Below are 26,757 nucleotides of genomic sequence, written 5' to 3'. Positions count from 1 at the left end.
CGTTTCGTTTCGTTCAGTTTTCAAAGATCAAACTTTAAGTTGCTCTCTCGAGCAGCTTTTCTATTGTATCGCGTTCGTTTTTGATTGTCAACAACTTTTTTGAATTGTTTTTAATCTCGTTTGAGGCGACTTTTTAAATATATCATTTTATCATTCTATCGTCAACACTTTTTTTCAATTATTTCTTCGTTTGAAAAATAATTAAGTTTGAGTATTGCCAGTAGAGATATACTATCATCATATATTCTTTACGTCAATGCTTTCTTTTTCTATTATTCTATTTAAAAAACAGTCTCCTAATTAAAAGAAAAAACACTGTCCGAAAACAATGTTTTGGTTATTGTTATTGTCGCTGTTTTATCTCTCTTGGATCCAATCATGCACCAAAGGAGTTAATAAATACTGCTTCCTATACTTGAAGTCTCCACCCTTTTGCTTCCAATTGTTCATGATACATCGACGCGTAGCGGTCATTTAATGCTATCAACTCTTCATGCGTCCCTCTCTCTCGAATCGTTCCGTTTTCAAGAAGTAGAATTTGATCCGCATGTTGTATTGTGTTCAATTTATGGGCAATGACGACAACGGTCTTTCCCTCCACTAATTCATCCACAGCTTCTGTAATTCCCATTTCATTATAAGGGTCTAGCGATGCAGTCGCTTCATCAAGCAAAATAATTGGCGCATCTTTTAAAAATGCACGCGCAAGCGAAATCCTTTGCTTCTCTCCACCCGATAAAGTCGAACCTCCTTCTCCAACAACCGTGTCGTATCCATGCTCTAATTTCATAATAAAATCATGACAATTGGCACGTCGGCAGGCTTGCTCCACTTCTTCTCGTGTGGCGTTCGGCTTACCAATAATAATGTTTTGTAGTATTGTATCATTCAACACATATACATTTTGGAACATTATACTCATCTGTTCCAACAGAGCGTCCGGTTTAATCTCTTGAATATTTTGTCCGCCAATGCGGATTGCACCGTCGTCGATATCCCAAAAGCGTGCTAATACATTCAGAATCGTACTTTTTCCCGATCCTGATGAACCGATTAAAGCAGTCATCGTATTCGGCAGCATTGCAAAGGACATATCCCGTAACACTGGCTGCCCTTTTTCATATGCAAACTGCACATGATCAAATTCAATTTCGTAATGCGGAAAGTCTGCAGTCTCTTTTGTATAAGGCGCTGTATCCATTTCGTAGAGTGACACAATATGGTTAATCGTTACAGACAATACTTTATACTCCGTATACAATACGCTAAACGGGCGAAATAAAGTCGAAACCCCTAACGAAATGATAATGAAGATTACCATCGCTTCCATTTGAATCTCGCCTGCCAACAACATATATGAACCTGCAATAAAAATAATCGGCACGATGAAGTCAATGATAATAAAAAATATAAAGTTAAGTGGTACTAACTTCACTTCAAGATGAATACTTTCATCACGATAACGTTTGAATGACTCATTCAACCTTCCAAAAGCCATTCCTGTTTGATTATAAGAACGGAAAATGCGAATCCCATCAATATATTCCATCACACGTGCTAATACATCGCTAACGACAACCTTTTTCTGCAGTCCGCCTTTTTCACCTAATTTCCCAATCCACACGATGAGCGGCAACGAGAGCATTACTAATATCAATTGAATGAGCGCGAGCTTGGGCTCGACCAAAAAGGATACGATCAAAATGTACCCCGTAACAAATGTCACTTTAAGCATATCTCCGATCAAATGAGTAATGACACGCTCAGCTTGTGTCATATCAACAGTACACGTATTAATAATCGTACCGATACTTTCTTTTGAGAAATATCCAAGCGGTAATTCTTTCAAATGATTGGAAATGTTAAGACGTGCATCACGAATTAACATGGCTCCTCTTATTTGGAATAAGTATTGTGAAAAGCCCACTGCCAAGAGACGAATGACATAACCAATCCCAAGAATAAACATGGTAGTTTTCAATGTACCTGATGTAAATTGCCCTTCAATCAAATGAAGTAAAACATAATATACACTACCGAAGATGCTTGCTGTCCCAAACGTATCCAAAATGGTTAACAGAACCGGTAAGTAGAGGCGATTCAATTGTTGATTAAAGACGAGCTGAAGTTTTTGATACAATGAGATCCCCTCCTTCCTCAAATTTTGTATACGCAGCCCACATACCTCGATAACGACCTGTTTGTGCTATTAACTCTTCATCTGTGCCTTCTTCTACAATGCGTCCGTCCTCAAATACATAGATGCGTGTCGCATGTTGAATCGTATGCAAACGATGTGCAATAATAATTGCCATCTTATCTTGTAATAAGTGATCCAACGCTTTTTGAATTTTGCGCTCGTTTTCGACATCTGCATGTGAAGTGGCTTCATCTAAAATGATAATCGGCGCATCTTTTAAAATCGCTCTCGCAATCGTAATTCGTTGTTTTTGACCACCGCTCACTTTTACACCCGCTTCTCCTAACCTCGTATCATACCCTTTTGGCAAGGACGCAATAAACTCATGGATTTCTGCTGCCTTGCATGCACGCTCTACTTCTTCTTTCGAATAATCGCCACCCATCGAAACGTTATTCCACATGGTATCATCCATTAAAAACGTATCTTGAAAAACAAAAGCGATATTGTCCATTAGTGAATGTTGATCAATCTCTTGTAACCTCGTATCATTCATATAAATGGCACCTTCTTCCATATCGAAAAACCGCGCCGCTAATTCAGCTGCCGTTGACTTCCCCGCACCAGAAGGCCCAACAAACGCAATAGTTTCTCCACGTTTAACTTCAAGTGAAATATTTCGCAGGGTATATTGTTCATCATATTTAAAAGATACATTATCAAACCGTAAAGATTGAACCTCTGCTTTTCTCAACTTAACATTTCCTATTCTTTGGGCAGGTGTTGACCAGATCAGCTTTAGTCGCGACATTCCCTCTAATATCATCGATAATCCTCTCCCCAAATCCAACAACTGTTTGAGAGAAGCTAAAAATGTCATACTCAATATAAGGAAAAATAAATACGCACTCACATCCAATGTACCTTGGAGTACACGATATCCCCCTACAGGGATAACAAATAATGGTGCTGCATCTGTCATCACAATGAATAATGAATAAAAAAATGATTGTTCTTTCGTCATCTTGATCCATATTTTTTCATAACTCATAATGGCTTGACGCAGTTTTTGAAAAGAGGCTCCAGTCATATTGAATGCTTTAAAGACGGCCATTCCCCGAATGTACTCAATAAAAGATGAGTTCATCTCAACCAAATGACGATGGTAGAGCTTCATGTTTTCTTCTACATTTCGAAACATCAACATTTGAATCCCATAACTTAAAACTAGAGGAACTAGCAATAATAAACTCAACTTCCAATCCACTGTTAATAGGTATATAAAAATAACTGCAGGCGCAATAAATGCAGCTGATAAATCAGGCAATTGATGTGCCAATGAATTTTCTACTTTTTCAATATCCTCATTAATTGTTTTTTTCAAATCACCTGATGTCGTTTTTGTAAAGTAGCCTAGTGGCAGTTTCCCTAGATGCGCCACCGTCTTGGCACGCAGTTGGTATAAAACATTGTAAGCAGCAATATGTGAGTACACTCCTGACAATCCTAAGAATAAAAATCGCAAGAGAATGAGCCCTGCAACGATGAATGCCCATGATTTCACTTCTTGGAGACGAGGATCAGGTTGTAATAATTCATTTAAAATAAAGTACGCCACTAAAAATGGCGCATACGTCAATATCGTACTTAGCGCGCTAAATATGACTGCTGCTAACAGTTTACCGCGCTGGCCTTTCGTTTCGCCCCATAAAAATGCGAAATTCGACTGCTCTTTCATCTCCAACTCCCCTTTTTCATAACCTATATCCTTTATAATTGAAAATAATTATCAATCGCCACTCTAAAAAAATAAAAACAATCCAAAAAGACCTTTTCAAAAGTATTTTTCTTTTGAAAAGGTCTTTTACTTAATGAGTTGAATCCATAAAATTCTTTTATAAAAAATGCAATATTCACAATCTATGATTGACCCAATTGTGGACTTCGCCTATTTGTTTTTAACAGGATTGCTCGCAGCATGGACTAGGATTATCTAGAAGCAGCCCTTCTCAAAAAACATTTTGTAAAAGCAGGATACATTCAACTTAAGGGGTAAAATCATGTAAAGAATGGTAACGATACTTTCTTCGATAATGAAGAGGTGTCTCACCGTACTGTTTTTTAAATACCGTTGCAAACTTGCTTGGATTATCATAACCAACTTTGATTGAAATGTCTGTTATGCTTTGGTCTGTTGTGAGTAACGCTTTCATCGCAGCGTCCATTCGTCTTTTTTGAATATATCGGTAAACTGTACAACCGTAGCTTTGTTTAAATTGTTTTTGAAGCGTCATTGGTGGAATATTGAATTCTTTCGCCAATTGATTCACTTGCAATGGTGAATCATAGGATGCATCTATTTTTTCTTTCACTTTGCGTATGCGGGCATCAGGACAAAAAGTAATCTCCTCCCCCAACTCATCGTTCACACAATGTGATAAAAACTCCAAAGCTTTTGATTTCAATAGGAAATGATTCATCACATTTTCCTCATATGGCACCATAAGCTGCGTTGTAATAGAACGATGGATGGGTGAGCTTTTTCTTGCATAGACGCGCACATTTGTTTTAAACAACCGCTCCAACAACTGCACCCAACTTTGACTGCCCGAAATTCCATTCGTCAGCAAGTCCATATTTAAATACAGTCCAATACCGTCTGCTTGTTTGCAGCGAAAATCATAGTACTTAAGTGGCTTTGACCAACTAAAATAAATGAGCTGCTGATTGTCGCATTTCGTCCATTCATCCGCTGGGTCATAGCGTACATATAACTCACCTTTGGCAAGTGACGTAATTTCAATCATATTCTTTTGATGATAAGGCAATGATTCTGCTAGTCTTTCATGCGTGCATTGACGGAATATCGCTAGTTCAATTCCAGGTTCTAAAATATAACGTTCAAGCGTTCCCTCACCATAACGAGGTGAATATTCATATATTTCACCTAACCATACATCGCGTATCTTTTGAATGTATACACTTTCGAGCGCTTCGTAGCTCTGATTTAAAATATCATTCTTCAAGTGAAACATCCTTTCTAAATCAAATGCGCCTTGGCGTATTTGCGCCCAGATTTTATCGAACTCTGCTCGATAAATTTTGTAAATCTGTGGCATCCGCCGGAGGCTTTGACTTTATTCAGTCGGGGTTTGAACCCCCACTGAATGGAATACCAATATGCTTTCATCTCACCATTTATAGAAGTGGGAGATTTCTGCTGAATGAAGTTAAACTTTGCGATCCGATTGGATTATTTCAAAATTAATGGAGTAGTTAATAGTAATGATAATCGTTATCATTTGGTTTAGCAATAGAAGAAAAGGAGCTAAACATGATGAAAACAAAGAAATTACTAGCCAAAGATTTCATTACGATTGGTCTATATACGATTTTGATTTTTATCGTACAAACCATTGTCAATATGATCATGACTCCATTCACGGCTGTTGCAATGCCCTATATTTCTGGTACGAGCCTTTTCGTTACGAGCTTAGTGTATATGTTGATGGCGATCCGCGTTGGTAAAGGTGGCACGTTATTTTTTATGGCAATTGTGCAAGGCCTGATTTATACACTTATGGGTGCACCACTGATGCTGCCATTCTTCGCCATTGCCGGTTTGCTTGGCGAGCTTACACTTATCAAAGGCAACGGCTCACAGTACCGCAATGTCTCACGCCAAGGATTGGCGTTCGGTTTATACGGTGCTATTTATGGAACAGGCGGCGTGATGAACATTTATGTCTTCGGGAAAGAAAGTTTAGATACAATGCAATTTTCACCTGAAACAATTGATCGAATGGTAAGTTATGCTTATTCGCCAATATGGCTTTCCATCGGAATTGCTTTTTCCTTCATGATGGCGATGATTGGTTGTCATTTATCGAAGAAATTACTCAACAAACATTTCATCAAATCAGGTTATATCCAATATCACTAACACTTCCGACATCCTATCTCTTTCCATAAAGAGACTTGCGAAGGAATCATTAGGAGAGTTTTTATGTTTGATGTCCGTTTACAGTTTGGTTTGTTACTTATTTGTGGATGTTTGGCAATTTTCGTCAATGAGACAGGTTCACTTGTCCTGGCCGCGATTGCCATCCTTCTACTCGCCTGTCAAAATCAATACCGATTAGGAATCAATTGGTTTCTCATGTACTGCGGGCTGTTACTTGCAAGGTACCTTATTACAAATTATTTGAGCGATACATTTTTGAATGTCTTTTTATTAATGTTATTAATTGCACTTAAAACTTTACCGACAATCATCATCGCTTCTGGCTTAGCAAAAGTACCTTCTGGAAAGCTCATTGCAAGCCTGCAAAAACTGAAGGTCCCTGAAAGTATTCTACTTACCTTTACTGTGGCATTGCGATTTTTTCCAATCTTGCGCGCAGAATCTAAAATAATCGGTGAAAACGCGATGATTCGCGGAATTTCATTCAAGCAAGCCAAAAACTGGCTGCATCCTCTGCAAATGTTCGAGCATTCAATGATTCCACTTCTCATGCGAACCATTCGACTAGCAGATGATTTAAGCGCTTCTGCCACAACACGAGGTATTGACGCTCCTTGTAAAAAAACAAGTCATTATGAAATTGCTTTTCAACCAAAGGATGCTGTTGGCTTGGCAGCAGGACTCGGAATGCTTAGTACATTGTGGATTGTCTAGGGAGAATAACTATGATTACACTTAAAAATGTTCAATTTGAGTATCAACCAGGAAAGACTCTTTTACAAAATATTAATCTCCATATAAAAAAGGGGGAATGTGTTTGTATTACAGGTCCATCTGGATCCGGCAAAACCACGCTTGGCCGCATCATCAACGGGCTGATTCCCCATTTTTATGATGGACATATTACAGGGAGTGTAGCAATCGACGGACAAACGACACAAGCTTTGCCCATTTGGGAATGGAGCAAAAAAATTGGCAGTGTCTTTCAAGATCCGAAGTCACAATTTTTTACATCCATTGTTCAAGACGAGCTAGTCTTTGAACTGGAAAACTACGGAATTGAACGATCACTTATTCAACAGCGCTTGGAGGAAGTGATTGACCAAGCAAACTTACAGCCGATCCGTTACCAAAATGTCATGAGTCTATCCAGTGGTCAAAAACAAAAAGTAGCCATTGCGGCTACACAGCTCATTGAGCCGCCAATCTTTGTAATGGATGAACCCTCTGCCAACCTTGATTTGCCGGCTACACAAATGCTACAAGATGAGCTTTTTGAGCTGAAAAGACAAGGAAAAACGATTGTCGTTATCGAACATCGCCTCTACTATCTTATGGACATAGTGGATCGCATCATTTATATGGAAAATGGTCAAATTACAAAAGTTTTCACACCCACTGAACTGCGAAGTATGTCCTATCATCACATTCAGCAACTTGGGCTGCGCTTGCCTTCTCTTCAAGCAGGCGAGATGAACACATGGTCACTTCCAGAGCCGAAACCAAAAATAAGAATAGACAATCTCTCTGTGCGCCACTCTAGATCCAAAAGCTTTGTATTGAAGAATGTAAATCTCACCTTAAATACACATGAGGTAACTGCACTGATTGGTAAAAATGGTGCTGGTAAAACAACGCTTGCCCGTACATTAATCGGACTTACAAAGGAAAAATCCGGGAAAATATTTGTAGATAACCGCGTGCTAAATCGTAAACAGCAGATGAATCATATTTGGTTTGTTATGCAGGATACAGTCTATCAACTGTTTACTGACAGTGTTTGGAACGAAGTAATACTGCATCAACAAGATAGCGAAGAAGAGGCTTCCCGTTTGCTGAATAAACTTGATTTATGGCATCTGAAAAACCACCATCCTGCTACATTATCAGGGGGTGAAAAACAAAGACTCGTCCTTGCCATCGGCTTAATGCAAAAGGCCTCTATCTTCATATTAGACGAACCAACATCAGGACTAGACGGCAAGAATCTCCAGCGCGTTATTGACATGATTCATCAGCTGAGCCGACGCTCCTGCTCCGTCCTTGTCATTACACATGACCACGAGCTTGTCTCAGGGGCATGTCAGCGAGTCCTCAAACTTGAAGATGGATCAATTACAATGGACGTAGCAACAAACGAACTAAACTTTCAAGAAATTGTTCACCTAATGGAAAAATCATAAAACCTAATTAGAGAGATTCATCAATTAATGAATCTCTCTTTCTACTACAACCTTAAAATAAATTTGATTTGTAAAAGAAGGTGTCATCTAAGTGGATAATCCTCAAACACGAACAGATAAAAAATATTTGTATGTATTTATTTTTCTTGGGATGGGATTACTGATCACAACAACAGGCTTTGGGCGAATGGCCTATGGTGTGATTCTACCATTTATGCAAACTGACCTCGGTTTGACAACGACAGAAGCTGGCATGCTTGGCACGTATTTATTCCTGGGTTATTTAGTTACGGTAGGATCATCTGGTGTGATGACTGGAAAGATTGGTGCAAAGAATACAGTTGTAATTGGAAACATCGCTGTATTAATCGGGCTATTTTGTTTAATGTTCGTCAACAGTTATTTATTCGCAGCAATCAGCGTGTTCTTATTAGGTTTGGGGAGCGCATTAGTATTTACTCCGCTCATGTCTTTGGTCGTCACTTCATTCCCGGATAAACGCGGGATGGTCATGGGTTTTTTAATGAGTGGTGCAGGAATTGGTATCCTTCTCAGCGGCTTAATTGTTCCGAGCGTTGTTAAGGTATTTTCAGGAGAGGCATGGCGTTATGCCTGGTTCATTTTTGCGCTCATAACGTTAGCGATACTTTTATTGACATTATTATTTCTAAAAGACTTATCATCAAAAGAAAAAACATTTGGTTCTAAAGAACCGTCAAATAAAGTCTGGCGTTCAAAACCACTTTATTTGCTCGCTAGCATTTACTTTATTGTTGGCTTAGTTTACTTGGTTCCGAGCCTCTATCAGACAAGCTATCTTATTGATCTAGGTGAAACAGAATCGCTCGCTGGTTCAATATATTCTTTTGCTGGGTTCGTCTCTATATTCGGACCGCCACTGTGGGGATGGATTGCAGATCATTTCGGTATTAAACAAGCATTAGTCACGGTCTTGTTACTATCTGCTTTCGGAAGTTTTATTCCGGTCATCCAGACTGCCCCGCTATATTTTACATTAGCCTCATTTATTTGGGGCACATCATTGGGCGGAACACTCGTCTTAATCCAGCTGCAAGTGGCCAAGCTTGTGGAACAACAATACGTTGCTTTAGCCATTAGTTTTATTTCTGTCTTTTATGGTATCGGCCAGATGATTGGTCCTGGTTTTTCTGGTTGGATCATCGACCACTTTGGCGGATTTAGCGCCGCCTATTTGTTTAGTCTGAGTGGATTTTTAATCTGTGCATTTCTCAGTTTATTTCTACCTTCAAGCAGAAAAAGACATGCTGAAAAACGGGTAGAAAATGTAAACGATGAGGCACTATAAAAGTTTTTAGTTGGCACAATTTTGATTCACCTTTATCAAATGCGCCTTGGCGTATTTGCACCCAGAAAATCTGTGGCATCCGCCGGAGGCTTTAACTTTATTCAGCCGGGGTTTGAACCCCCACTGAATGGAATACCAATATGTATTCATCTCCCACTTACAGAAGTGGGAGACTTCTGCTGAATGAAGTTAAAAACTTTTTACGCACTAGTCCAACATAAAACTATGGTTTGTTTGTGCCAGGACTACTAGACATCCAAAATATCAAACCGCGTTTTTGCTAATAAAAATGCATTTTTATTAGCGGGGGAAGTTGAGGATCATTTGATATTCTATAATGGGATGAGGAAAATGTATATTACAGCACCACAAATATACGGCCAGTAGAATGAAATTCAGATGAGACTATTACTAGTAATTGCCCCCAAATATCTCTCAAGAACATTAAACAGCAGGCTTTTATCAGCATGCTGTTTTCAAATGTAAGTTTATGAATTACTGCCTCGATAGCAGGCTATCCAATCTATTAATCGGGATTAAACAGACAGTATCGGCTGTCTGTTTTTTTTGAAAAAAAAATGACATTTGTCATATGAACTCCTTACATTTACGTCTAATCAAGACCTGAGTAAATCCCTATACTTGATTTATCAAGTGAAAAGAGGAACGGAAGATGAAATTATTATCAATTAATCAATTAGGTGTTAACTATCATAAAAAAGAAGTTTTAAAGAATGTCAGCTTCTCTTTGAATCAAGGAGAAATCGTTGGCTTAGTAGGTTCAAATGGTGCAGGGAAAACAACTCTGATGAAAGCTATTTTAAAATTTATTCCACTAAACTCCGGAAGGATTACTTTTCAAACTGACATTAAAAATGTTGGAGCTTTGATCGAACATCCAGGACTCTACCCGTTCTTAACCGGATATGAGCACTTGGAACTTTTTTTAGCGATACATAGTACTGAACAGGAAATTCAAAAAGTAGTACATCGTTTAGACTTAAATGAATTTATCAATCTAAAAATTAAGGATTATTCTTTAGGAATGAAGCAGCGCTTAGGGGTTGGGATGGCACTGCTCAATAATCCGCAACTAGTTATTTTGGATGAACCGATGAACGGACTCGATCCCCGTGCAAATAAGCTTTTGCGAGAAACAATCCTTACTTATGCGAAAGAGGGTACGACTTTTTTAATCTCAAGCCATATTCTGAGTGAATTAAAGAAAATTATTCATCGTACACTTTTATTAAAAAATGGAACGATTGAACAAGATATTCAAATGAATGAAGTAAATAACGAAGAATTTGAAGATTTATTATTAAGTTATTGGGCATAAGAAGGGAAAGATTCATGATGAAAGAATTGATTAAACAAGAGATATCTAAACAAATCAAACAAAAGAGCGTTTTGATCCATACAGTACTAATTATAATCAGCACAACCATTGTAAGCTTATTTATCAAATATAGCGATACAGAAATTTTATTACTGGAAAAGATACTTCCTGCACTGTTTGGTGTATCTGGTTTAATTGTTTTTTGCTTAGTTTATTTTGCAAGTCAGTTAGTTTCGATGGAGTTTCGTTATGGTACAATCAAAACGATTTTGATGCAAGGCTATACTCGGAAACAAATTCTGACAAGTAAAACTTTCGTTATATTAATCTACTCACTCTTTTTACATGCAGTGGCCTTCATTGCAACGATGATCTTAAAGATGATCTTATTTCCAGAATTCCACTTTGATGGTGCCATAACACAAGGACATTCTTTGTTTGAGATGATGATATTAAACACGCTTGGGAGTTTCATCGCTTCTTGGTTATTTATCAGCGTCGTGATTATGATTACGTGTTTAGTAAAAAAAGATGCGATTGCAAGTCTAATTGGGGTCGTAGCTTATTTTCTAACTTCAATGTTAGCCGGAATTCAATTCTCGCTACTTAAGGAATATTCGTGGTTAAAATGGAATCCGTTTAATATGTTAAATCTCAATAATCAGCTCACAAATTTCGAAATGATGCGAGACCTCACTCAATTAACGACCAGTTCTTTGCTTATTGGAAACTGTGTCTATGTTATAATTTTTCTGTTCTTAGGTTATTTGACTTTTAATAAAAAGCGAATATAAGAATATTTGATCAGTTAGTTTAGAGGTGTGAATAAGTTGATATGATAAGAAAGTTTACTTTGTTCCCAAAAGATCAGGGCTTTACGCCACTGATTTGGTTATGTTTTTTATTAATCCCGTTGTTTAGTATGTATCCTTATGACTCTCTTGATAAGGTATGTATGACAGGATTGATTATTATATTTGCAGTTTGTTATCGCAATAGTCTTTTTGCCGAAAAATATTATCCATTTTGGATCAGTATTCAATATTTAATCAGTTTTATTTATTTGGTTCATTTAGGCTATGTTTATCTATTTATGTTTCCGGCATGGCAAATCGGTTTTTCTAAATTAACGACAAAACGGTTTAATTGGTTTTATAGTGCATTACTTATCTTGATTATGACAGGGTCACTTATTGTTTGGATGAAAGGGTTAAGATTTAACAATGAAAACTTGATTGCATCAGGAGCTTTTACTTTATTCACTCTACTGGCCCCTTTTGGTGGACGTGAATTTTTAAAGCAGCAAGAACAACGTAAACAAATGTACCAAGCAAATGAAAGACTGGAAAGTTTGATTGTCGGCAAAGAACGTAATCGTATTGCCCGAGAATTGCATGATTCATTAGGACAGTCACTATCTGTTATGACGATAAAACTTGATTTAGCGCAAAAGCTATTTGATCACGATCTTGCTGTATCAAAGAAGGAAATCAATGAAGTTCAACAACTATCTCGAGAAACTTTGACAATGGTTAGGGAAATAGTTTCTGATATGCGCCGAAAGACAATAATGGAAGAACTGGTAGAAATCAATCGTGTTCTTTCTGCTGCTAAAGTCATCCTGACTACGGAGAATGAAAGTGTCGTACAAGGCGTGCCATTAAGATTACAAAATGAAGTAAGCTATTGTCTTCGTGAAGCAATTACCAATATTATCCGTCATAGCCAAGCTACCTATTGCAAAATAACTTTTTTATTAAAAGAGGATGTATTTACTTTTTCGATTCAAGATAATGGTATTGGAATAAAAGACTTAAAATTTGGGAATGGGTTAGTTGGAATGCGTGAACGGGTGGAACAACTCAATGGACATTTATTGGTTGCAGATCGCAAGGGGATGTGTTTGACGATTACGATTCCGCTAGAGGAGGATCACCATGATTAAAATTTTGATTGCGGAAGATCAAGGCTTACTGTCTTCAGCGTTGGCAACAATCTTAAATCTTGATCAGGACTTGTCTGTAGTTGGCACCGCAGACAATGGAAAAACGGCTTTGGAACTCGTTGAAAAGCTTAAACCAGATGTTATCCTAACAGATATCGAGATGCCTGACTTATCAGGTTTAGAAGTTGCTGAAAAATTATCGGATAGTGAAATAAAAGTTATAATCTTAACCACTTTTGCTCGTGATGGTTATTTTGAACGGGCAGTGAATGCCAAAGTGTCAGCCTATTTGTTAAAAGATACCCCGAGCGATGAATTGATTGCTTTTATTAAAAATGCCATTCAGGGAAAGACTTATTTTGAACCATCTTTAATTACAGGATATATGAGCAGCCAAAGAAATCCTCTATCCCAGCGTGAACAGGAGATTCTAATACTAATTGAACAGGGATTAACTTCAAAAGGAATTGCCCAAGAATTATTTTTAACAGATGGAACCATTCGCAATTATATTTCGGAAATTATTAGCAAATTAGAAGCAAAAAATCGAATTGAAGCGGTTGCTAAAGCAAAAGAGAATGGCTGGATGACAGAAAGGTAATTAAGATAAATGGCTGTCACCGCGCTACTACAAAAGAGTCTCAAAGTCCTTGATATCAAAGGATTTGAGACTCTTTCGGTATCTACTCTCATCTTACTGAGGAGCTCTATTTTTATCAAAGCCCAAATTTAACGATCTACAGGAATGCTATAGGGCAATAATGACGTTACGCGCCCGTATGATTTATGGTTTTTAGATCAATTGACAGTAAGAAAAGCCGTCTCGCCAACAAAAGCATGATGATCACCCCTTTAAAGTTTTGTTATTATGTTTGATAAGTTACGTTAGAGTTAGAACGCTTTGTGTTGATAAATAAATTGACTAACCATCCAAGAAATAAAATACAGACCAATAGCAATTCCTGCGCCACTAAAGTAAAGGATCGTTGTGGACAAGCTTGTAAGAAACTCCGTAATAGCTGTGAAATGTTTTGCTAAGAATTGAACAATAGGAGGCAGAATCAATACTGAGACTATAAACCCGATCATAACCGCCATTCCTATATAACCAGGTTTTAATATATAAAATAACGGAAAAACTAAAGCCGCAAAGACGAAGAACAGACCTGCAGCAATGGCTATATCCCTTATCATATAGTCATAATTAAATAAATATAGAATAATACCAGCTACACCAATTGATAAAATCATATATACAATTGCTCCAATATATTTTGCAGCAACAATCTCTTTTCGTGTATACGGTAAAGAATTAAGAAGAATATTTGATTCTACCCGTTCATCATATATATATCCATTTATTGGTATATAAGTACTAGCTATCAAAAAAATGAAGGCTGGGCTCATATGCTGGCCAAAAAGAGCAAAGAAAACAATAAATGGAATAAACAGTAAAACTTGTGATTTTTGTATAATGATATCTTTTTTTATCAGATTAAACATGTTGATGACTCGCTCCTTTCACATAAAACATAATATCTTCCAAGGTAGCTTCTTCAATAACGACACGGTCTCCAAATAGCTCCTTCACTCTCTTTACATCATCTGTCAGAGCTTGAAATCCAGTAGAAGAATGCTCTACCTTTATAAAACTTTTTTCTGTATCACGATTGATTAAATCAGTACTTCCCTTGACTAAAGCATACCGCTCCTGCACTTCATCCATAGAATCATTGAAAAGAATTTTCCCCTTTTGAATGAACGTAATATAATTAGCAATATGATTTAAATCACTAGTTATATGTGTGGAAAAGAAAAGTGTTCTCTTTCCACCCTCCATAATATCTTTTAAAATATCTAACAGCTCTCTCCGGAAAACTGGATCTAATCCGGCTGTCGGCTCATCCATCATAATGAATTCGGCATCATGAGATAAAGCCATTGCTAAAGAAACTTTCATCTGCATCCCTTTCGAAAACGTTTTAACTGCTTTATTTAATGGCAGTTCAAACTTCTTGATATAATCATAAAATTGCTCGTCACTCCAATTTTTATAACTAGGTGCTACAATTTGGCGAATATCTTTTATGTTTAAACCTTCATAAAACACATTACTATCGTAGACAAACCCTATGCGCTCCTTAATCTCTTTCTCATGGCTCGCATAATCTAATCCAAATACTTTTATTTCACCTGCATCTGCTTGTAAAAGATTCATCATTAACTTCATTGTTGTCGATTTTCCCGCTCCATTTGCCCCAATAAACCCAGTCACATAGCCTTGCTTAATTTGTAGATTGATATTTTCTAAGGAAAAACCTTTAAAACGCTTCGTTACACCTTTGAACTCCACTATATTTTCCATACTACCATTCCTCACATAATAAATTTTCAGTAATTTGTTTCGCTACAGATCAGCTCTATCAATGCGCCTTGACGTATTTGTGCCCAGATTTTATCGAGTATCGCTCGATAAACTTCTCTGAAAATCTGTGGCATTCGCCGGGGAATTCAGTCGAGTTTGCCCTCATTGAATGAAATACCAATATGTATTCTTCTCACCACTTACAGAAGTCGGAGACTTCTACTAAATGAAGTTAAAACAAGCTACAAACCTTATCCTCCATTCTTTCTGTCACAAACCTACTTCTTTTGTAATTTCATATCCTCCATCTCAATATAGAATATAGTATATAATAACATTATATACTATATAAACACTATATACATTATTGAAACATTATTTTATCATTTTATCAACCATTTCCTTATCTTTCTTTTATAAACAAAAGAGAGACCTTAACGAAATGTTTAAGATCTCTCCTGGAATATTCAAAAGTAAAATTCTTTCAGTCTTCATTATTTGCTTTGTTTCTGCTTTTAACATAAAAATGTATTAATAAAACAGTCAAGGGTATGAACAAAAGTAGCTATACCTTACTTGCGTGCTCCTTTCACATAAAACATAATTTCTTCTAAAGAAGCCTTCTCAATCACAACATGATTACTGAAGATTTCTTTTACTTTTTTTACATCATTTGTTAAAGCTTGAAATCCGCTTTGGGATCGATCTATTTTAATAAAATTCGCTTCAGTATCTCGATCAAGCAAATCGATACTGCCTTTCACCAACGCATACTGATCCTGCAGTTCGTCAATAGACTGATTAAAGAGAACTTCCCCTTTATCAACCAGTACAATGTAATCCGCAAAACGATCCAAGTCGCTTGTAATATGCGTCGAAAAGAAAATACTCCTTTTTTCATCTACCATCTCTTCTTGACAAATGTCTAATAACTCTCTGCGAAAAGTCGGGTCTAATCCAGCTGTTGGCTCATCCATTATGATTAATTCCGCATCATGGGATAAAGCAATCGCTAAAGATGCCTTCATCTGCATGCCTTTAGAAAATTTTTTAATCGGTTTATTCATAGGTAATTCAAATTGATCAATATAAGCTTTGAATTGATTATTATTCCATCGTTGATAAGCTGGTCCAACGATTCTGGTAATATCCTTCAGGTTCAATGATTCATAAAATATATTGCTATCGTAAACAAAGCCGATGCGTTCTTTTATTTCTTTCGCATAACTCGCATAGTCTAGTCCAAATACGTTCACTTCCCCTTTATCTGGCTGTAAAAGATTCATTATCAGCTTTATTATGGTCGATTTTCCCGCTCCATTCGCTCCAATAAATCCTGTTACATACCCTTGTTTTATCTGTAAATCAAGATTTTCTATAGAGAATGCCTTAAACGCTTTAGAAACGCCACGGAATTCTATCACATTTTCCATCCAGATCACTCCTCGTACAACAACTTTAACAATTCCTGCAGTTCTCCATAAGATAGTCCAATTTCTCGACTATTGAAGATAACCGCACTTAATTGCTCTTCAATTACCCTTAACTTTTTCTCACGAATTACATCTAAATTTTGTTCTGCTACAAACGAACCTTTCCCAACAATCGAATAGATAAATCCTGATTTCTCCAATTCTTCATATGCCCGTTTTGTAGTGATTACACTTATTTTTAAATCCTTAGCCAGCTGTCTCATGGAAGGCAATGTGGTTCCTTCCTCCAGTTCTCCTGACAATATTGACGTTTGAATTTGCTTTACAATCTGCTCATAAATTGGCTCTTTCGAACTGTTTGATATAATAATTTGCATGCCGATACCTCTTTTTTATCATTGTATATCTCTATTATACACAGTATAGAAAAGCTTGAATAATCTCATCAAGATAAGCTATTTTCTTCATGTCTTTTTAGAAATAGAAGCGAGGTCATTATGTTCTATTCAGAAACCTTCTTTTGGAAAACTTAATATGATGTGCCACAATCAATAATAAAGTCCTAAAACCCCTATGTTACTAAGGTTATTAGGTTACTGTTACCATTATAAATAATCAAATGCGCCTTAGCGTATTTGCGCCCAGATTTTATCGAGCTCCGCTCGATAAATTTCCTCTGAAAATCTGTGGCAACCGCCGGAGGCTTTAACTTTATTCAGCCGGGGTTTGACCCCCCACTGAATGGAATGCCAATATGCATTCATCTCACCACTTAAAGAAGTGGGAGACTTCTGCTGAATGAAGTTAAAAGTCATTATTCAAAAAGGTGCCCCCTATTTAAATCAGGGCACCTTTTGGAATGCGTCTTGTACAGTTCAATGGATTAACCTTTCCTTTATGTCTTTAATATTCCCGTCCAAATGCTTTGGTGTGAATCTTCTTCTTATCAAGGAATTCTTCTATTTTTTTCTGTTCTTTTCCATTGACCACACCGCTTTTATCAATGAATGATTCAATGTCTATTTCAGAAAAGTTTCCTTCAAGCATTTCATTTAATTCTTGAATATACTCATTTGAAGCTGTAATGTAACGACTAATTCTCTCTGACTCTTCTTGATAGCCTTCAGGCAAGGTATTGTTCAAAATATAATTAGAGAAATTCTCATCATTCTCTTTTACAAGCTTATTAATTCTGTTAAATTTCTCTAATTCACTTTCATTTAGTTCCTCATCTTCATCGATAATCTCTTCAAATGGATAAATAGCATTATCTAATTCTTCGCTACTGTCTAAATATGTTTTTATGCTTAACTTCATTTCCTCTTCGTCAATTGTACTATTGTTTTTTTCAGAGGTGAAAATAGCACTAGGGATTTCTATGTTCGTTGTAAGAGGAGTCTCATCCTCTGTAGCGTCAATATTTTCTTCCTGGGAACATGCACTTAATACAAAAATAATGAAAATGCTATAAAAAATTTTTCTCATAATTAATTTCTCCCCCTTGAAATAGAGATGTTCCATTTCAATTGTTTAATAAATAATCTAACAAAAAACTTCCCGATATAATATCACAGTATTATTAGTAAAGAACCAAAAATAAGACCTTTTACGACCTGAAAAATTTCCCCTACCCCTATTGTATCAAATCCATTAACAAATCCCATTACATATTCCACCAAATAATCCAATTTATAATTTAATTGTTATCGAGCTATTAAAATAGTAATTCCACTAAATACTTTGAAGCCCCCTATTTTATTACTTCTTTGATGTCGAATTTAAGTTTGGTTTAATTCCAAATGAAGTTGATAAAATATTCACTTATTTTAATTCGCGTTTTTTCACAAAAAAATGCTGCACAAAAGTAAAAATCATAAATGCAATGCCGACAAGTATACCACTTATTAAGCCTACATAGTCTATAGAACTTATACTTATTACTCCTCCGCCTATAACAGCTCCTAAACCAATTCCCAAGTATAAAGCCGATGCACTAAAAGAGAGAATCATGGAAGCATGATGAGGGCTTAATGAAATCAGGTACGAATTGAGTGCTGGATTCATACCAAAACCGGGAATTCCCCATAATAAAGCAACAAGAGAAACGAGAGCAATGGACAATGCAGACGGGTTTAATAGGGTTAACATCGAGAAAGCTATTAGTAGCATCCCAAATCCAGCAAGGGTTAGCATCAGTGTTTTAGGCGCGCCTATACGATCTGTGAAATAACCTCCAACAAGATTACCAAAAAGGGCACCAATTCCTAGCAACAGTAAGAAGATACTAATATTCTCAATATCAGTGATGGTTGTTATGATAGGCGCTATATACGTATAAGTCATAAAGCCACCAGTCGTAGCAATAATACTAACACTTAAGGTTAACAATATTGTTTTATTAAAGCTTTTCAATCGTTCTTTTAAACTTATATAAGCTTCCCGTTCAATTTTGGGTAACATGATAAATACGCCAATTGTAGTGATTAAAGAAACTAAAGAAACTAGCGCAAAAGAATAACGCCAAGATATTGTATTTCCAACCCAGGTTCCAATAGGTGCACCTAGTATTAATCCCACAGTAATTCCAGTGATGATAAAGGATAAAGCCCTCCCACGCATTGTAACAGGGACTAAACTTGCAGATGCCGCCATAGCCAAAGGAGTAAATAACGCAGCAGCAAGAGCAGCCACTACCCTTGTGACAAATAACCATCCAAACGAGGGTACTATTGCAGAGAAACCATTAGCAATTGTAAAAATGAGCATAGACACTACCAGCAGTGCTTTTAGAGGTATATTAAATGTTATCGTTCCTAAAACAGGAGCACCAATTGCGTAGGCAATTGCAAAGGCAGTAACTAATTGTCCTGCCATAGCAATAGAAACATTCATATCTTCTGCTAGACTTGTTAATATACCGGCAATGACAAAATCATCTGTACCAATAATGAAAGTCCCAAGTACTAAAATGAAAATACGGTAATTCATTTTACGTCACTGCCTTTACCTTGATTTTCTACATTGGTCCAAAAGTCAATTAAGTTTTCTAATTCTCTTTCAACTTCCTGTAAATTATTTATTTGTTCACGTGTTTTTTCTAATTTTTTTCTGTAAAGAGAAAGTGCAGTAGAAGCACAGTCAGAGTTATTATCGACGGGATGAAAAGATCCACAGGATATAACAGGAGAAATCTCATCCGTATTTAAACCCAACTCTAAAAAAAGTTGAACTGCTTTTACACGCTCCACATCCTTTTCGCCATATACACGGTATCCATTTTCTAATCGCCTTGGATAAATTAAGTTTTTTTCCTCATAGTATCGAATAGATCGGATGCTGACTCCGGTTTTTGATGATAATTCGCCTATTTTCATAATAATTTTCCCTCCCAAGTTACTACGTTATAGCCATATTAAAGTATGACATGGTGTGAGGGTCAATATCTAAACTTAAGGTAAGGCCACCAATAATAAACATCAATAAAACGAATGTTTTGAATCTTCCCCGTCTCTATTAAACAAGTTGGTGAAAATTAATTATTCTAAAGGACGGGTTCTACATTAGAACAAACTATTTTTTAAATTACTGGTGTTATGGCATCTGAAAAATCAACAATTGCGGAACTGCTTGCCTCAAAAATGGGAATGAGTGAGCATCTGCGCAATGATGTGTTCCTCCGAATGATTGTCTCAGGATGTGAAAATATGTCTGTACAACCTTCTAGGGAGAAAATAAGTTACTTTCCTAAAATGTACTATCGGCTTGAAAAAAGATTGCTTCATATTTAAGTAGACATCACGCTCGGAAATATCAAGAACCGATATTAGAAAAGAAACTGTAAAGCAGTTTTGTACTATTGGTTAGCCCTGTCAGAACCTATCGAATATCGGAAAGCGGGGAGTTCTTGCAAAAAGTCAATCGAGTTTGTTTTATCAAGCAATACGGATTTATCGAAGAAATGCGGTGTGCAACAAATAGATCATATCCAGTTATCGCTGTTTTGGAAAATGTTATTGGGGCATTTTCATCAAACAACTGGCTGGATTTTAAAGCCGTGTTGGAATCATTTTAATTTCACCCTATACAGATTTTTTTCATCAAATACCGTAGACTTATGGTCATTTAATGGAACAAAGCGACTTAAACTAAATCATATAATTTTTCAGCTTAATTTTAATGATAATTGGTGGTATTGGCTCAGATTAGTTAAAAGATCAACATGTTGAGGTGAATAAACTTTTTTCATCTGTAAGAGATTAGGCGTATTATTCCCCATGAAATTCGACCTCTTTTTGCAGTTTTAGTCATTTATGCCGTGAGAGTTGGGATTGAAATTAGCTTTTTCCCCAGGTGTTCTTTTTGTATTTGTCCAAGCCCAATATGCATAATTTAAGAATAGATCAAGATAGGAAGGAATTATGGCATGAAAGCCAGTACTTGTGATAGGCACGTCATAGCTTTTCAGATATTTGGCAATGTGCGGGCAAATAATAGCTGTGGCGAAAATTCAAAAAACGGGGGAATCTGGATGAGTATAGATGATGATATTTCACCCAACTTGCACAATTTAACAAGGAACTGCACCAATCCATACTGTAATAATCCAAATTGTCGATGCGGTGAACAATGTAAATGCACATCTGGTAACCAATGTGGCGCGATGGAAGACAATTCTCCCGAAATAGGTCTCTCTAAATTTGTAGACGAACTTCCCATCCCACCTGTTTTACAACCCCGCTGGAAAAATAAGTTTTATACTTATTACGAAGTAAATATGACAGAATTCAAGCAATCACTTCACAAGGAATTAAATGATACAACGGTTTGGGGTTACGAAGGCAGTTATCCGGGGCCTACAATTGAAGTAAACAGCGGAGAAATCGTGTTTATTAAATGGATGAACGACCTTCCAGATAAGCACTTGTTCCCTATAGACTATACAGTACATGGTGCTGGTATGGAGGTGCCGGAAGTACGCACAGTAGTTCACCTCCACGGTGCTTGTGTGGAGTGGGAAAGCGACGGTTATCCGGAGGCCTGGTTTACAAAGGGATTTCAGCAAGTCGGCCCCTATTTCAGAAAACAAATCTATCGATATGATAATTGCAACTCGGCTTGCACACTCTGGTATCATGATCATGCTCTCGGTATTACCAGACTTAATATTTATGCCGGATTAGCAGGATTTTATTTTATTAGAGATCAACGTGAGCGATTATTAAATTTACCATGCGGCAAGTATGAGATTCCTCTTATGCTACAAGATAAGTCCTTAAATAAAGGTGGCTCTCTTTTTTATCCGAAGCAGCCGGACTCACCTGTCCCAGAATTAGAAACATCGATTATTCCTGAATTTTTTGGGAATACAATTGTAGTAAACGGCAAAGTACATCCGTTTTTAAAAGTTGAACCGCGTAAATATCGCTTCAGACTGCTAAACGGATCCAACAGCCGTTTCTTTAGGATTAAGCTCGATTCGGGACAACTTCTATATCAAATTGCAACAGATTCAGGGTTCATGGAATATCCGATAGGTCTCAAAGAAATCTTATTAGCGCCTGCAGAACGAGCGGAGATAATAATTGATTTTACAAATCTCGAGGACAAACATATTATTATGATAAACGATGCACCTACCCCTTTCCCTACAGGAGCCCCGCCTGATGAAGATACTGGAACAGTCATGCAGTTTTCAGTAACCCTTCCCCTTTCTAGTGTAGATACCAGCGTTATTCCGGCTAATATGGCGCCTTTTCCCCAAATAAATGAACAGTTATCTTCAAATTCAAGATACCTTACATTAAATGACACCAGAGACCAGTATGGCCGCGAATTCATGCTGTTGGATAATAAGGAGTGGGGAGCCCCCATATCTGAAAATCCAAAACTGGGATCAACCGAAATATGGTATCTTATTAATTTGACTGGCGATTCACATCCTATTCATCTTCACTTAATCGATTTCCAAATAATAGATCGGAGAAATTTCGATGTAGACAAGTATAACAAAGAGGGAGTGATCCATTATACGAGTCCAACGATACCTCCCGAGCCGCAAGAACGAGGATGGAAGGATACCGTAAGAGCCAATCCCGAACAAGTCACTCGAATTATTATGAAGTTTGGTCCTTTCACAGGACTATATGTTTGGCACTGTCACATCTTGGAGCATGAGGATTATGAAATGATGAGACCGTATATTATTGTCCGCTGACGAATCGAGTGAACTTATAGAATAAGACAGTGTTCCTTTCTTTAATATGACGCGATTGTGAAACGAGGAGAGAAAGAGAATATCCATATCTTGTATAATATCGATGAGATTCACTCACCGCTTCTACCTCTCACCTTTATTAAATAATCGGTCAACTCCTTCAAGTAACCCAGCGGCACACCACGTTCCAGGAAGTTCGTACGGCCAGCGAGCACGTCCTAACCGTTCTTTTAAATCTTCAAGGGTGACTTTTAAAACCTCCTTCAACATGGGAAAGGTCGCCATAAAAATAAACACTATCTTTATTAGAGATAGTGTAGGTTACAGATATTCAAATTCATTATCTGATAATGCCGCTTTCTGTAACACCGCCATGATGGATCTGCATAGATCATGTTGTATTTCACTTTTACCACTCTAAATCTTCACAACTTAAAAACGCTTTTTGGCGGTGATTCTGGCGGAACTTATCTTTTTTATTGCTTGATTACCATTATACGAATGAAGAATCTTTACAATTATTAGCTGGTTCGTAAAAGCTTAAGTATATCTGTTCCTATCTGATTAGGGTTAGTGGCAAATAATCGAGATCGATAATTGGATAAAACAATTACACCTATTTGTTGCGCTGGATCAAAACCTAAAAAACTCGAAAATCCTTGTGTTGAACCATTATGCCAAACTATCTCATCTTCTAGGAACCACCCTAAACCGACATTCATATTTTTGGCAATTTTCAATGTGGCTTTCTGTGTTAATTGATAGCCTTTGTTTTCACTGCTTATATGTGCTTTCATAAATTTCAACATATCATCAACAGTTGATCGTAAAGCGCCGGCTCCCATAAAGTCACTCATATGGAGCGGTTGCTGCTCTCGCCCTTTTACATCATGCCCTTGCAGCACACGTTGTTTTTTTTCTGAAGGAACCAAAATAAATGTATCTTCCATATGTAAGGGATCCGTTATGATTTTTTTAATAGCTGTTTCATAGTCGGTGTTTAGTTTCATGGCTAAAATATGTCCTAACAACCCCATGCCAGCATTAGAATAACGAAATTTTAATTTAGGTTCTTTACGATGCTTATAAAAATAATCAATGACTTCACCTAGGGAAAATAAACAATAGGGATCGCGAGGTGTTTTTGAATCAAAAAGATTGGTAATTGATTTCCATAGGCCTATCCCTGGTATCCCCGAAGTATGATTCGCCAAATGACTTAACGTAACGGGATGATTATCGGATAATTTTGGGATATAACGGCCAATGGAATCGCCCTTGGAGAGTAGATCCTTCTGTATCATTTCCCCCAGAACCGTAGTTGTAAAAACCTTAGAAATAGAACCGATTTCATAAATAAAAGGTTTGTCTTCCTCTTTAAAACTTGTATCAGAGCCAGTATAAAGTAAAGTAGTAGATTGATTCTTGTACACAATTCCAATGGATAATAATAAATATTTCCGAAGTTTAACGTATGGTTGTACAATCCTAAATATTTCCTGTTGTAAAGTATCACTATCCAAAACAAACCCCTCCAATTAATCTATATAAATAATTTATCTATATTAAATATTTGTCGAAGCAAAAATGAAATGAGCTCTATTTATTTTGCTCCTGCACAACGATTTTTTTAAATTTCGAGAAAATGTCTTTTAAATGAATCAGGTCATCCATTTCTAATTTTGAATAATATTTATCGATGATCGCCAGTTCAATCTCCTCTTGCTTGTGAAAATAAGAATGACCCCGTTTATCAAGCTCAATGAGAACTTCCCTTCTATCCTTTAGATTAACAGTTCTTTTGATGTAGCCATCCTTTTCTAATCTATTTACCAATTGGCTTATAGCACTGGCAGAAGTCCCCATCAGTTTGGATAGTTCATAAGTTTGAAGGGCTCCTTTTTGATGCAGAAAATTTAAAAATACAGCTTGTTTATCAGTAATTTTATCGTCTAAAAGCGATGAAAATTCTTCCGTCAACAAAAGGTTTGTTTCATATTCAATCTGATTAATTTCTTTCACTAGCTGAACTAATTGCTGTAACATTTTTCAAATCACCCCAAATCATTAATACACATTAATTATTAATGAAAATGAACTAAAATGCAACCTCATTTTTTCTAATTGCATATAGATTGATTGAATATATCCTCCAAAACACCTAAAGAGACTTAATTGCAAACTGCGGTGATTCTCCTTTACAACTTTTTGGGTAAAAGAATCAAGTAGTTTGTGATGTTCATTCGAAGATAATCTCCAAATGTTCATACGGATACCGAAGGTTCATCCCCTTATAGGCGCGACAAAAAATCAATGGTAAACCAAAAAAAGAATTTGGGTGTTTGGGTTTCTTGTTTCGGGAAGGCAAAAGAAAACCAAACATGTTAGTTTAAAATAATGTTTGATCAAAATGCTGAGTGTCTTAGAAGCCTTGAACCTCAAGGGCTCTAAATTATGAAATTAACTCAAGGATAAAAAAATTGGAAGTCTTGTTGGGGAGGAAGAGGTTCACCCCAACATTTGACATAGAACTTTTTTAAAATTGGACAGTACAGTCAACAGGGATTGCTCAATTTGCTGTATGATTAGCCTTGCCAAGAAGAGTATAGGGCATCTTTACAACATTATAATCCGTTGATTGATAATGAAGTGAAGGAAACGTGGAAAATGCCAGAAGCTTGGATTCTAATGCCTTTTGGAGGAATAGAATCTAAACCAAATGAAAAAGAATTTATTCCAGGTGTAGAGAGAATAAAGATATTTTCATAAAGAATAAAACATCATTCTTTCCATAAATAAATTATGGATAAAAACAGTTTCTTAAGACTTGTAGAGATTCATGGAATTTTATGTTCTTCCTTTTTAAGATAAATAATTATAATCAACTATTTTCCTTGTTCTCTACAAAGTAAAATGCCTTACAACAATGAAACTTGTCTCTATTGGTTTTCTTTTTCAATTTGGATAATCTTTTTCACACATTCAATAAATTTCTCTGTTGCAGGAGACGCATTTTTAATGGATGGTAACACAATGCCTAGTTGACGTTTGCAATAAGGTTCTAATGGTAAAGTTTGAACTCGACAATGTATATAACCCTGAAGTACCATTTGGGGAAGTATACTTAATCCTAATCCCTGCTCAACCATTGAAATAATGGTATAGTCATCTGTTGAAGAAAATTTAATATCGGGAGTGATACCATGTGTTTCAAAAACACTTTGTACTTCCCGATCAAAATATTCCGGCAGAGCAATAAATGGAGATTGATCAAAATGCTTTATTGAAAAATGTTCTGCACTATCTAGCTGAAAGGTCCTAGGAATAACAGCCATGAGGCAATCTTCAAATAAAGGAATCCAATCCACATTAATCTCTGTCGGGCGAAGTCCAAAACCTATATCAATCAAGCCGTTTTCTATTCCATAAGATAATGATTGACCCCCGCCTTCAACCAACTCAATCACAATATTAGGATACTGATTTTGAAATGCTTTTATAACTTTTGGAATCCAATGCACAGACATACTTGTGAATGTTCCTACACGAACTTTTCCTATGGTTATTCCATTTATGGAAGCGATAATTTGTTCAAGTTGTTCATTCCAATTAACCATTTGCCTTAATGTAGGTATCATTCTTTTACAATCATCCGTTGGTTCTACTCCTGTTCGATTCCGTTTCAGAACAGGAAAGCCGAAATCCCTTTCAATAGACTTAATCATATGACTTATACCTGATTGTGTATAACCTAAATCTTCACCAGCCTTTGTTATACTTCCGTACTCAATTACCTTAAGCAGAGTTTCAAGTTTTTTAGTGTCCATTATCATTCCTCCGATAGTGA

Annotated in this window: 28 protein-coding genes; 10 read left to right on the top strand and 18 right to left on the bottom strand. The window is 36.6% G+C overall.

Going from position 1 to position 26,757, the window contains the following annotated elements; all coding sequences use genetic code 11:
- Window positions 1–409: 409 nt before the first annotated feature.
- The 4 genes from D5F11_RS08080 to D5F11_RS27325 all read right to left on the bottom strand — a co-directional run bounded on the left by D5F11_RS08080 (window position 410) and on the right by D5F11_RS27325 (window position 5,330).
- Entirely contained in the window at window positions 410–2,140 is a 1,731-nt protein-coding gene (locus D5F11_RS08080; RefSeq protein WP_126646522.1) for an ABC transporter ATP-binding protein, read from the bottom strand.
- Entirely contained in the window at window positions 2,112–3,878 is a 1,767-nt protein-coding gene (locus D5F11_RS08075) for an ABC transporter ATP-binding protein (protein WP_120117462.1), read from the bottom strand. The genes D5F11_RS08080 and D5F11_RS08075 overlap by 29 nt, the downstream gene beginning before the upstream one ends.
- Window positions 3,879–4,185: 307 nt before the next feature.
- Window positions 4,186–5,250 (bottom strand): AraC family transcriptional regulator, encoded by a 1,065-nt coding sequence (locus tag D5F11_RS08070; RefSeq protein WP_245998142.1) that lies wholly within the window; start codon window positions 5,248–5,250, stop codon window positions 4,186–4,188.
- Window positions 5,181–5,330, bottom strand: coding sequence for a hypothetical protein (locus D5F11_RS27325; RefSeq protein ID WP_245998138.1), 150 nt, complete (start codon window positions 5,328–5,330; stop codon window positions 5,181–5,183). The genes D5F11_RS08070 and D5F11_RS27325 overlap by 70 nt, the downstream gene beginning before the upstream one ends.
- A gap of 147 nt (window positions 5,331–5,477) precedes the next feature.
- On the opposite strand from D5F11_RS27325, the gene D5F11_RS08065 reads away from it, so the two are divergent.
- The 4 genes from D5F11_RS08065 to D5F11_RS08050 all read left to right on the top strand — a co-directional run bounded on the left by D5F11_RS08065 (window position 5,478) and on the right by D5F11_RS08050 (window position 9,614).
- On the top strand, window positions 5,478–6,083 hold the full coding sequence (locus D5F11_RS08065) for an MptD family putative ECF transporter S component (protein WP_120117464.1): 606 nt from the start codon (window positions 5,478–5,480) through the stop codon (window positions 6,081–6,083).
- A gap of 63 nt (window positions 6,084–6,146) precedes the next feature.
- Window positions 6,147–6,818 carry an energy-coupling factor transporter transmembrane component T gene (locus D5F11_RS08060; RefSeq protein ID WP_120117465.1) on the top strand — a complete coding sequence of 224 codons (672 nt, stop codon included), beginning with the start codon at window positions 6,147–6,149 and terminating at the stop codon, window positions 6,816–6,818.
- Window positions 6,819–6,829: 11 nt separating this feature from the next.
- Complete coding sequence (locus D5F11_RS08055; protein WP_120117466.1) at window positions 6,830–8,287, top strand: ABC transporter ATP-binding protein; 1,458 nt, start codon at window positions 6,830–6,832, stop codon at window positions 8,285–8,287.
- Window positions 8,288–8,378: 91 nt separating this feature from the next.
- The gene (locus D5F11_RS08050) at window positions 8,379–9,614 is read left to right on the top strand and encodes an MFS transporter (RefSeq protein WP_120117467.1); all 1,236 of its coding nucleotides are present in this window, start codon (window positions 8,379–8,381) and stop codon (window positions 9,612–9,614) included.
- Window positions 9,615–9,620: 6 nt separating this feature from the next.
- Here the strand turns inward: D5F11_RS08050 and D5F11_RS26165 are convergent, their stop codons facing one another.
- Entirely contained in the window at window positions 9,621–9,764 is a 144-nt protein-coding gene (locus D5F11_RS26165; RefSeq protein ID WP_185830573.1) for a hypothetical protein, read from the bottom strand.
- A 523-nt stretch (window positions 9,765–10,287) separates the two neighbouring features.
- Between D5F11_RS26165 and D5F11_RS08045 the strand changes: the two genes are divergently transcribed.
- From D5F11_RS08045 to D5F11_RS08030, 4 genes are read left to right on the top strand one after another with little or no spacing between them, the layout of a single operon-like run.
- Window positions 10,288–10,953 (top strand): ABC transporter ATP-binding protein, encoded by a 666-nt coding sequence (locus D5F11_RS08045; RefSeq protein WP_120117468.1) that lies wholly within the window; start codon window positions 10,288–10,290, stop codon window positions 10,951–10,953.
- A gap of 14 nt (window positions 10,954–10,967) precedes the next feature.
- Window positions 10,968–11,747, top strand: coding sequence for an ABC transporter permease (locus D5F11_RS08040; protein ID WP_120117469.1), 780 nt, complete (start codon window positions 10,968–10,970; stop codon window positions 11,745–11,747).
- Window positions 11,748–11,788: 41 nt separating this feature from the next.
- Window positions 11,789–12,898 carry a sensor histidine kinase gene (locus D5F11_RS08035; RefSeq protein WP_120117470.1) on the top strand — a complete coding sequence of 370 codons (1,110 nt, stop codon included), beginning with the start codon at window positions 11,789–11,791 and terminating at the stop codon, window positions 12,896–12,898.
- Window positions 12,891–13,499 carry a response regulator transcription factor gene (locus D5F11_RS08030; protein WP_120117471.1) on the top strand — a complete coding sequence of 203 codons (609 nt, stop codon included), beginning with the start codon at window positions 12,891–12,893 and terminating at the stop codon, window positions 13,497–13,499. Before D5F11_RS08035 ends, D5F11_RS08030 begins: the two co-directional genes overlap by 8 nt.
- A gap of 290 nt (window positions 13,500–13,789) precedes the next feature.
- Here the strand turns inward: D5F11_RS08030 and D5F11_RS08025 are convergent, their stop codons facing one another.
- The 9 genes from D5F11_RS08025 to D5F11_RS07995 all read right to left on the bottom strand — a co-directional run bounded on the left by D5F11_RS08025 (window position 13,790) and on the right by D5F11_RS07995 (window position 20,070).
- Window positions 13,790–14,401, bottom strand: coding sequence for an ABC-2 transporter permease (locus D5F11_RS08025; protein WP_120117472.1), 612 nt, complete (start codon window positions 14,399–14,401; stop codon window positions 13,790–13,792).
- Window positions 14,394–15,263, bottom strand: a complete 870-nt coding sequence (locus tag D5F11_RS08020) for an ABC transporter ATP-binding protein (RefSeq protein ID WP_120117473.1) — start codon at window positions 15,261–15,263, stop codon at window positions 14,394–14,396. The genes D5F11_RS08025 and D5F11_RS08020 overlap by 8 nt, the downstream gene beginning before the upstream one ends.
- Window positions 15,264–15,321: 58 nt before the next feature.
- Window positions 15,322–15,444, bottom strand: coding sequence for a hypothetical protein (locus tag D5F11_RS27725; RefSeq protein ID WP_280519786.1), 123 nt, complete (start codon window positions 15,442–15,444; stop codon window positions 15,322–15,324).
- 391 nt (window positions 15,445–15,835) lie between these two features.
- Entirely contained in the window at window positions 15,836–16,696 is an 861-nt protein-coding gene (locus D5F11_RS08015) for an ABC transporter ATP-binding protein (RefSeq protein ID WP_120117474.1), read from the bottom strand.
- A gap of 5 nt (window positions 16,697–16,701) precedes the next feature.
- Complete coding sequence (locus tag D5F11_RS08010; RefSeq protein WP_120117475.1) at window positions 16,702–17,073, bottom strand: GntR family transcriptional regulator; 372 nt, start codon at window positions 17,071–17,073, stop codon at window positions 16,702–16,704.
- 249 nt (window positions 17,074–17,322) lie between these two features.
- Window positions 17,323–17,460, bottom strand: a complete 138-nt coding sequence (locus tag D5F11_RS26160; RefSeq protein ID WP_185830572.1) for a hypothetical protein — start codon at window positions 17,458–17,460, stop codon at window positions 17,323–17,325.
- A 139-nt stretch (window positions 17,461–17,599) separates the two neighbouring features.
- Window positions 17,600–18,181 (bottom strand): NDxxF motif lipoprotein, encoded by a 582-nt coding sequence (locus tag D5F11_RS08005; RefSeq protein ID WP_120117477.1) that lies wholly within the window; start codon window positions 18,179–18,181, stop codon window positions 17,600–17,602.
- A 336-nt stretch (window positions 18,182–18,517) separates the two neighbouring features.
- On the bottom strand, window positions 18,518–19,684 hold the full coding sequence (locus tag D5F11_RS08000) for an MFS transporter (RefSeq protein WP_120117478.1): 1,167 nt from the start codon (window positions 19,682–19,684) through the stop codon (window positions 18,518–18,520).
- A complete protein-coding gene (locus tag D5F11_RS07995) occupies window positions 19,681–20,070 on the bottom strand; it encodes a MerR family transcriptional regulator (protein WP_120117479.1) in 390 nt (129 codons plus the stop codon). The genes D5F11_RS08000 and D5F11_RS07995 overlap by 4 nt, the downstream gene beginning before the upstream one ends.
- Before the next feature lie 530 nt (window positions 20,071–20,600).
- Between D5F11_RS07995 and D5F11_RS07990 the strand changes: the two genes are divergently transcribed.
- The gene (locus tag D5F11_RS07990) at window positions 20,601–20,768 is read left to right on the top strand and encodes a hypothetical protein (protein ID WP_245998137.1); all 168 of its coding nucleotides are present in this window, start codon (window positions 20,601–20,603) and stop codon (window positions 20,766–20,768) included.
- Between the two features lie 609 nt (window positions 20,769–21,377).
- Entirely contained in the window at window positions 21,378–22,910 is a 1,533-nt protein-coding gene (locus D5F11_RS07985) for a multicopper oxidase family protein (RefSeq protein ID WP_120117537.1), read from the top strand.
- A gap of 123 nt (window positions 22,911–23,033) precedes the next feature.
- Here D5F11_RS07985 and D5F11_RS26155 read toward each other — a convergent pair whose 3' ends face one another.
- From D5F11_RS26155 to D5F11_RS07970, 4 genes are all read right to left on the bottom strand, one after another.
- Window positions 23,034–23,180, bottom strand: coding sequence for a hypothetical protein (locus tag D5F11_RS26155; protein ID WP_185830571.1), 147 nt, complete (start codon window positions 23,178–23,180; stop codon window positions 23,034–23,036).
- A 251-nt stretch (window positions 23,181–23,431) separates the two neighbouring features.
- Window positions 23,432–24,433, bottom strand: a complete 1,002-nt coding sequence (locus D5F11_RS07980; protein WP_185830570.1) for a serine hydrolase domain-containing protein — start codon at window positions 24,431–24,433, stop codon at window positions 23,432–23,434.
- A gap of 76 nt (window positions 24,434–24,509) precedes the next feature.
- Window positions 24,510–24,956, bottom strand: a complete 447-nt coding sequence (locus tag D5F11_RS07975; RefSeq protein ID WP_120117482.1) for a MarR family winged helix-turn-helix transcriptional regulator — start codon at window positions 24,954–24,956, stop codon at window positions 24,510–24,512.
- 893 nt (window positions 24,957–25,849) lie between these two features.
- Window positions 25,850–26,737: a LysR family transcriptional regulator gene (locus tag D5F11_RS07970; RefSeq protein ID WP_185830569.1), complete on the bottom strand. Its 888-nt coding sequence runs from the start codon at window positions 26,735–26,737 to the stop codon at window positions 25,850–25,852.
- Window positions 26,738–26,757 lie beyond the last annotated feature (20 nt).

Origin of the sequence: Siminovitchia terrae (assembly GCF_003605405.2) — a bacterium.
GTDB classification, from domain to species: domain Bacteria; phylum Bacillota; class Bacilli; order Bacillales; family Bacillaceae_C; genus Siminovitchia; species Siminovitchia terrae.
The sequence above is the reverse complement of the archived record's forward strand: the minus strand, read 5'-3'. Positions and strand labels throughout refer to the sequence as shown.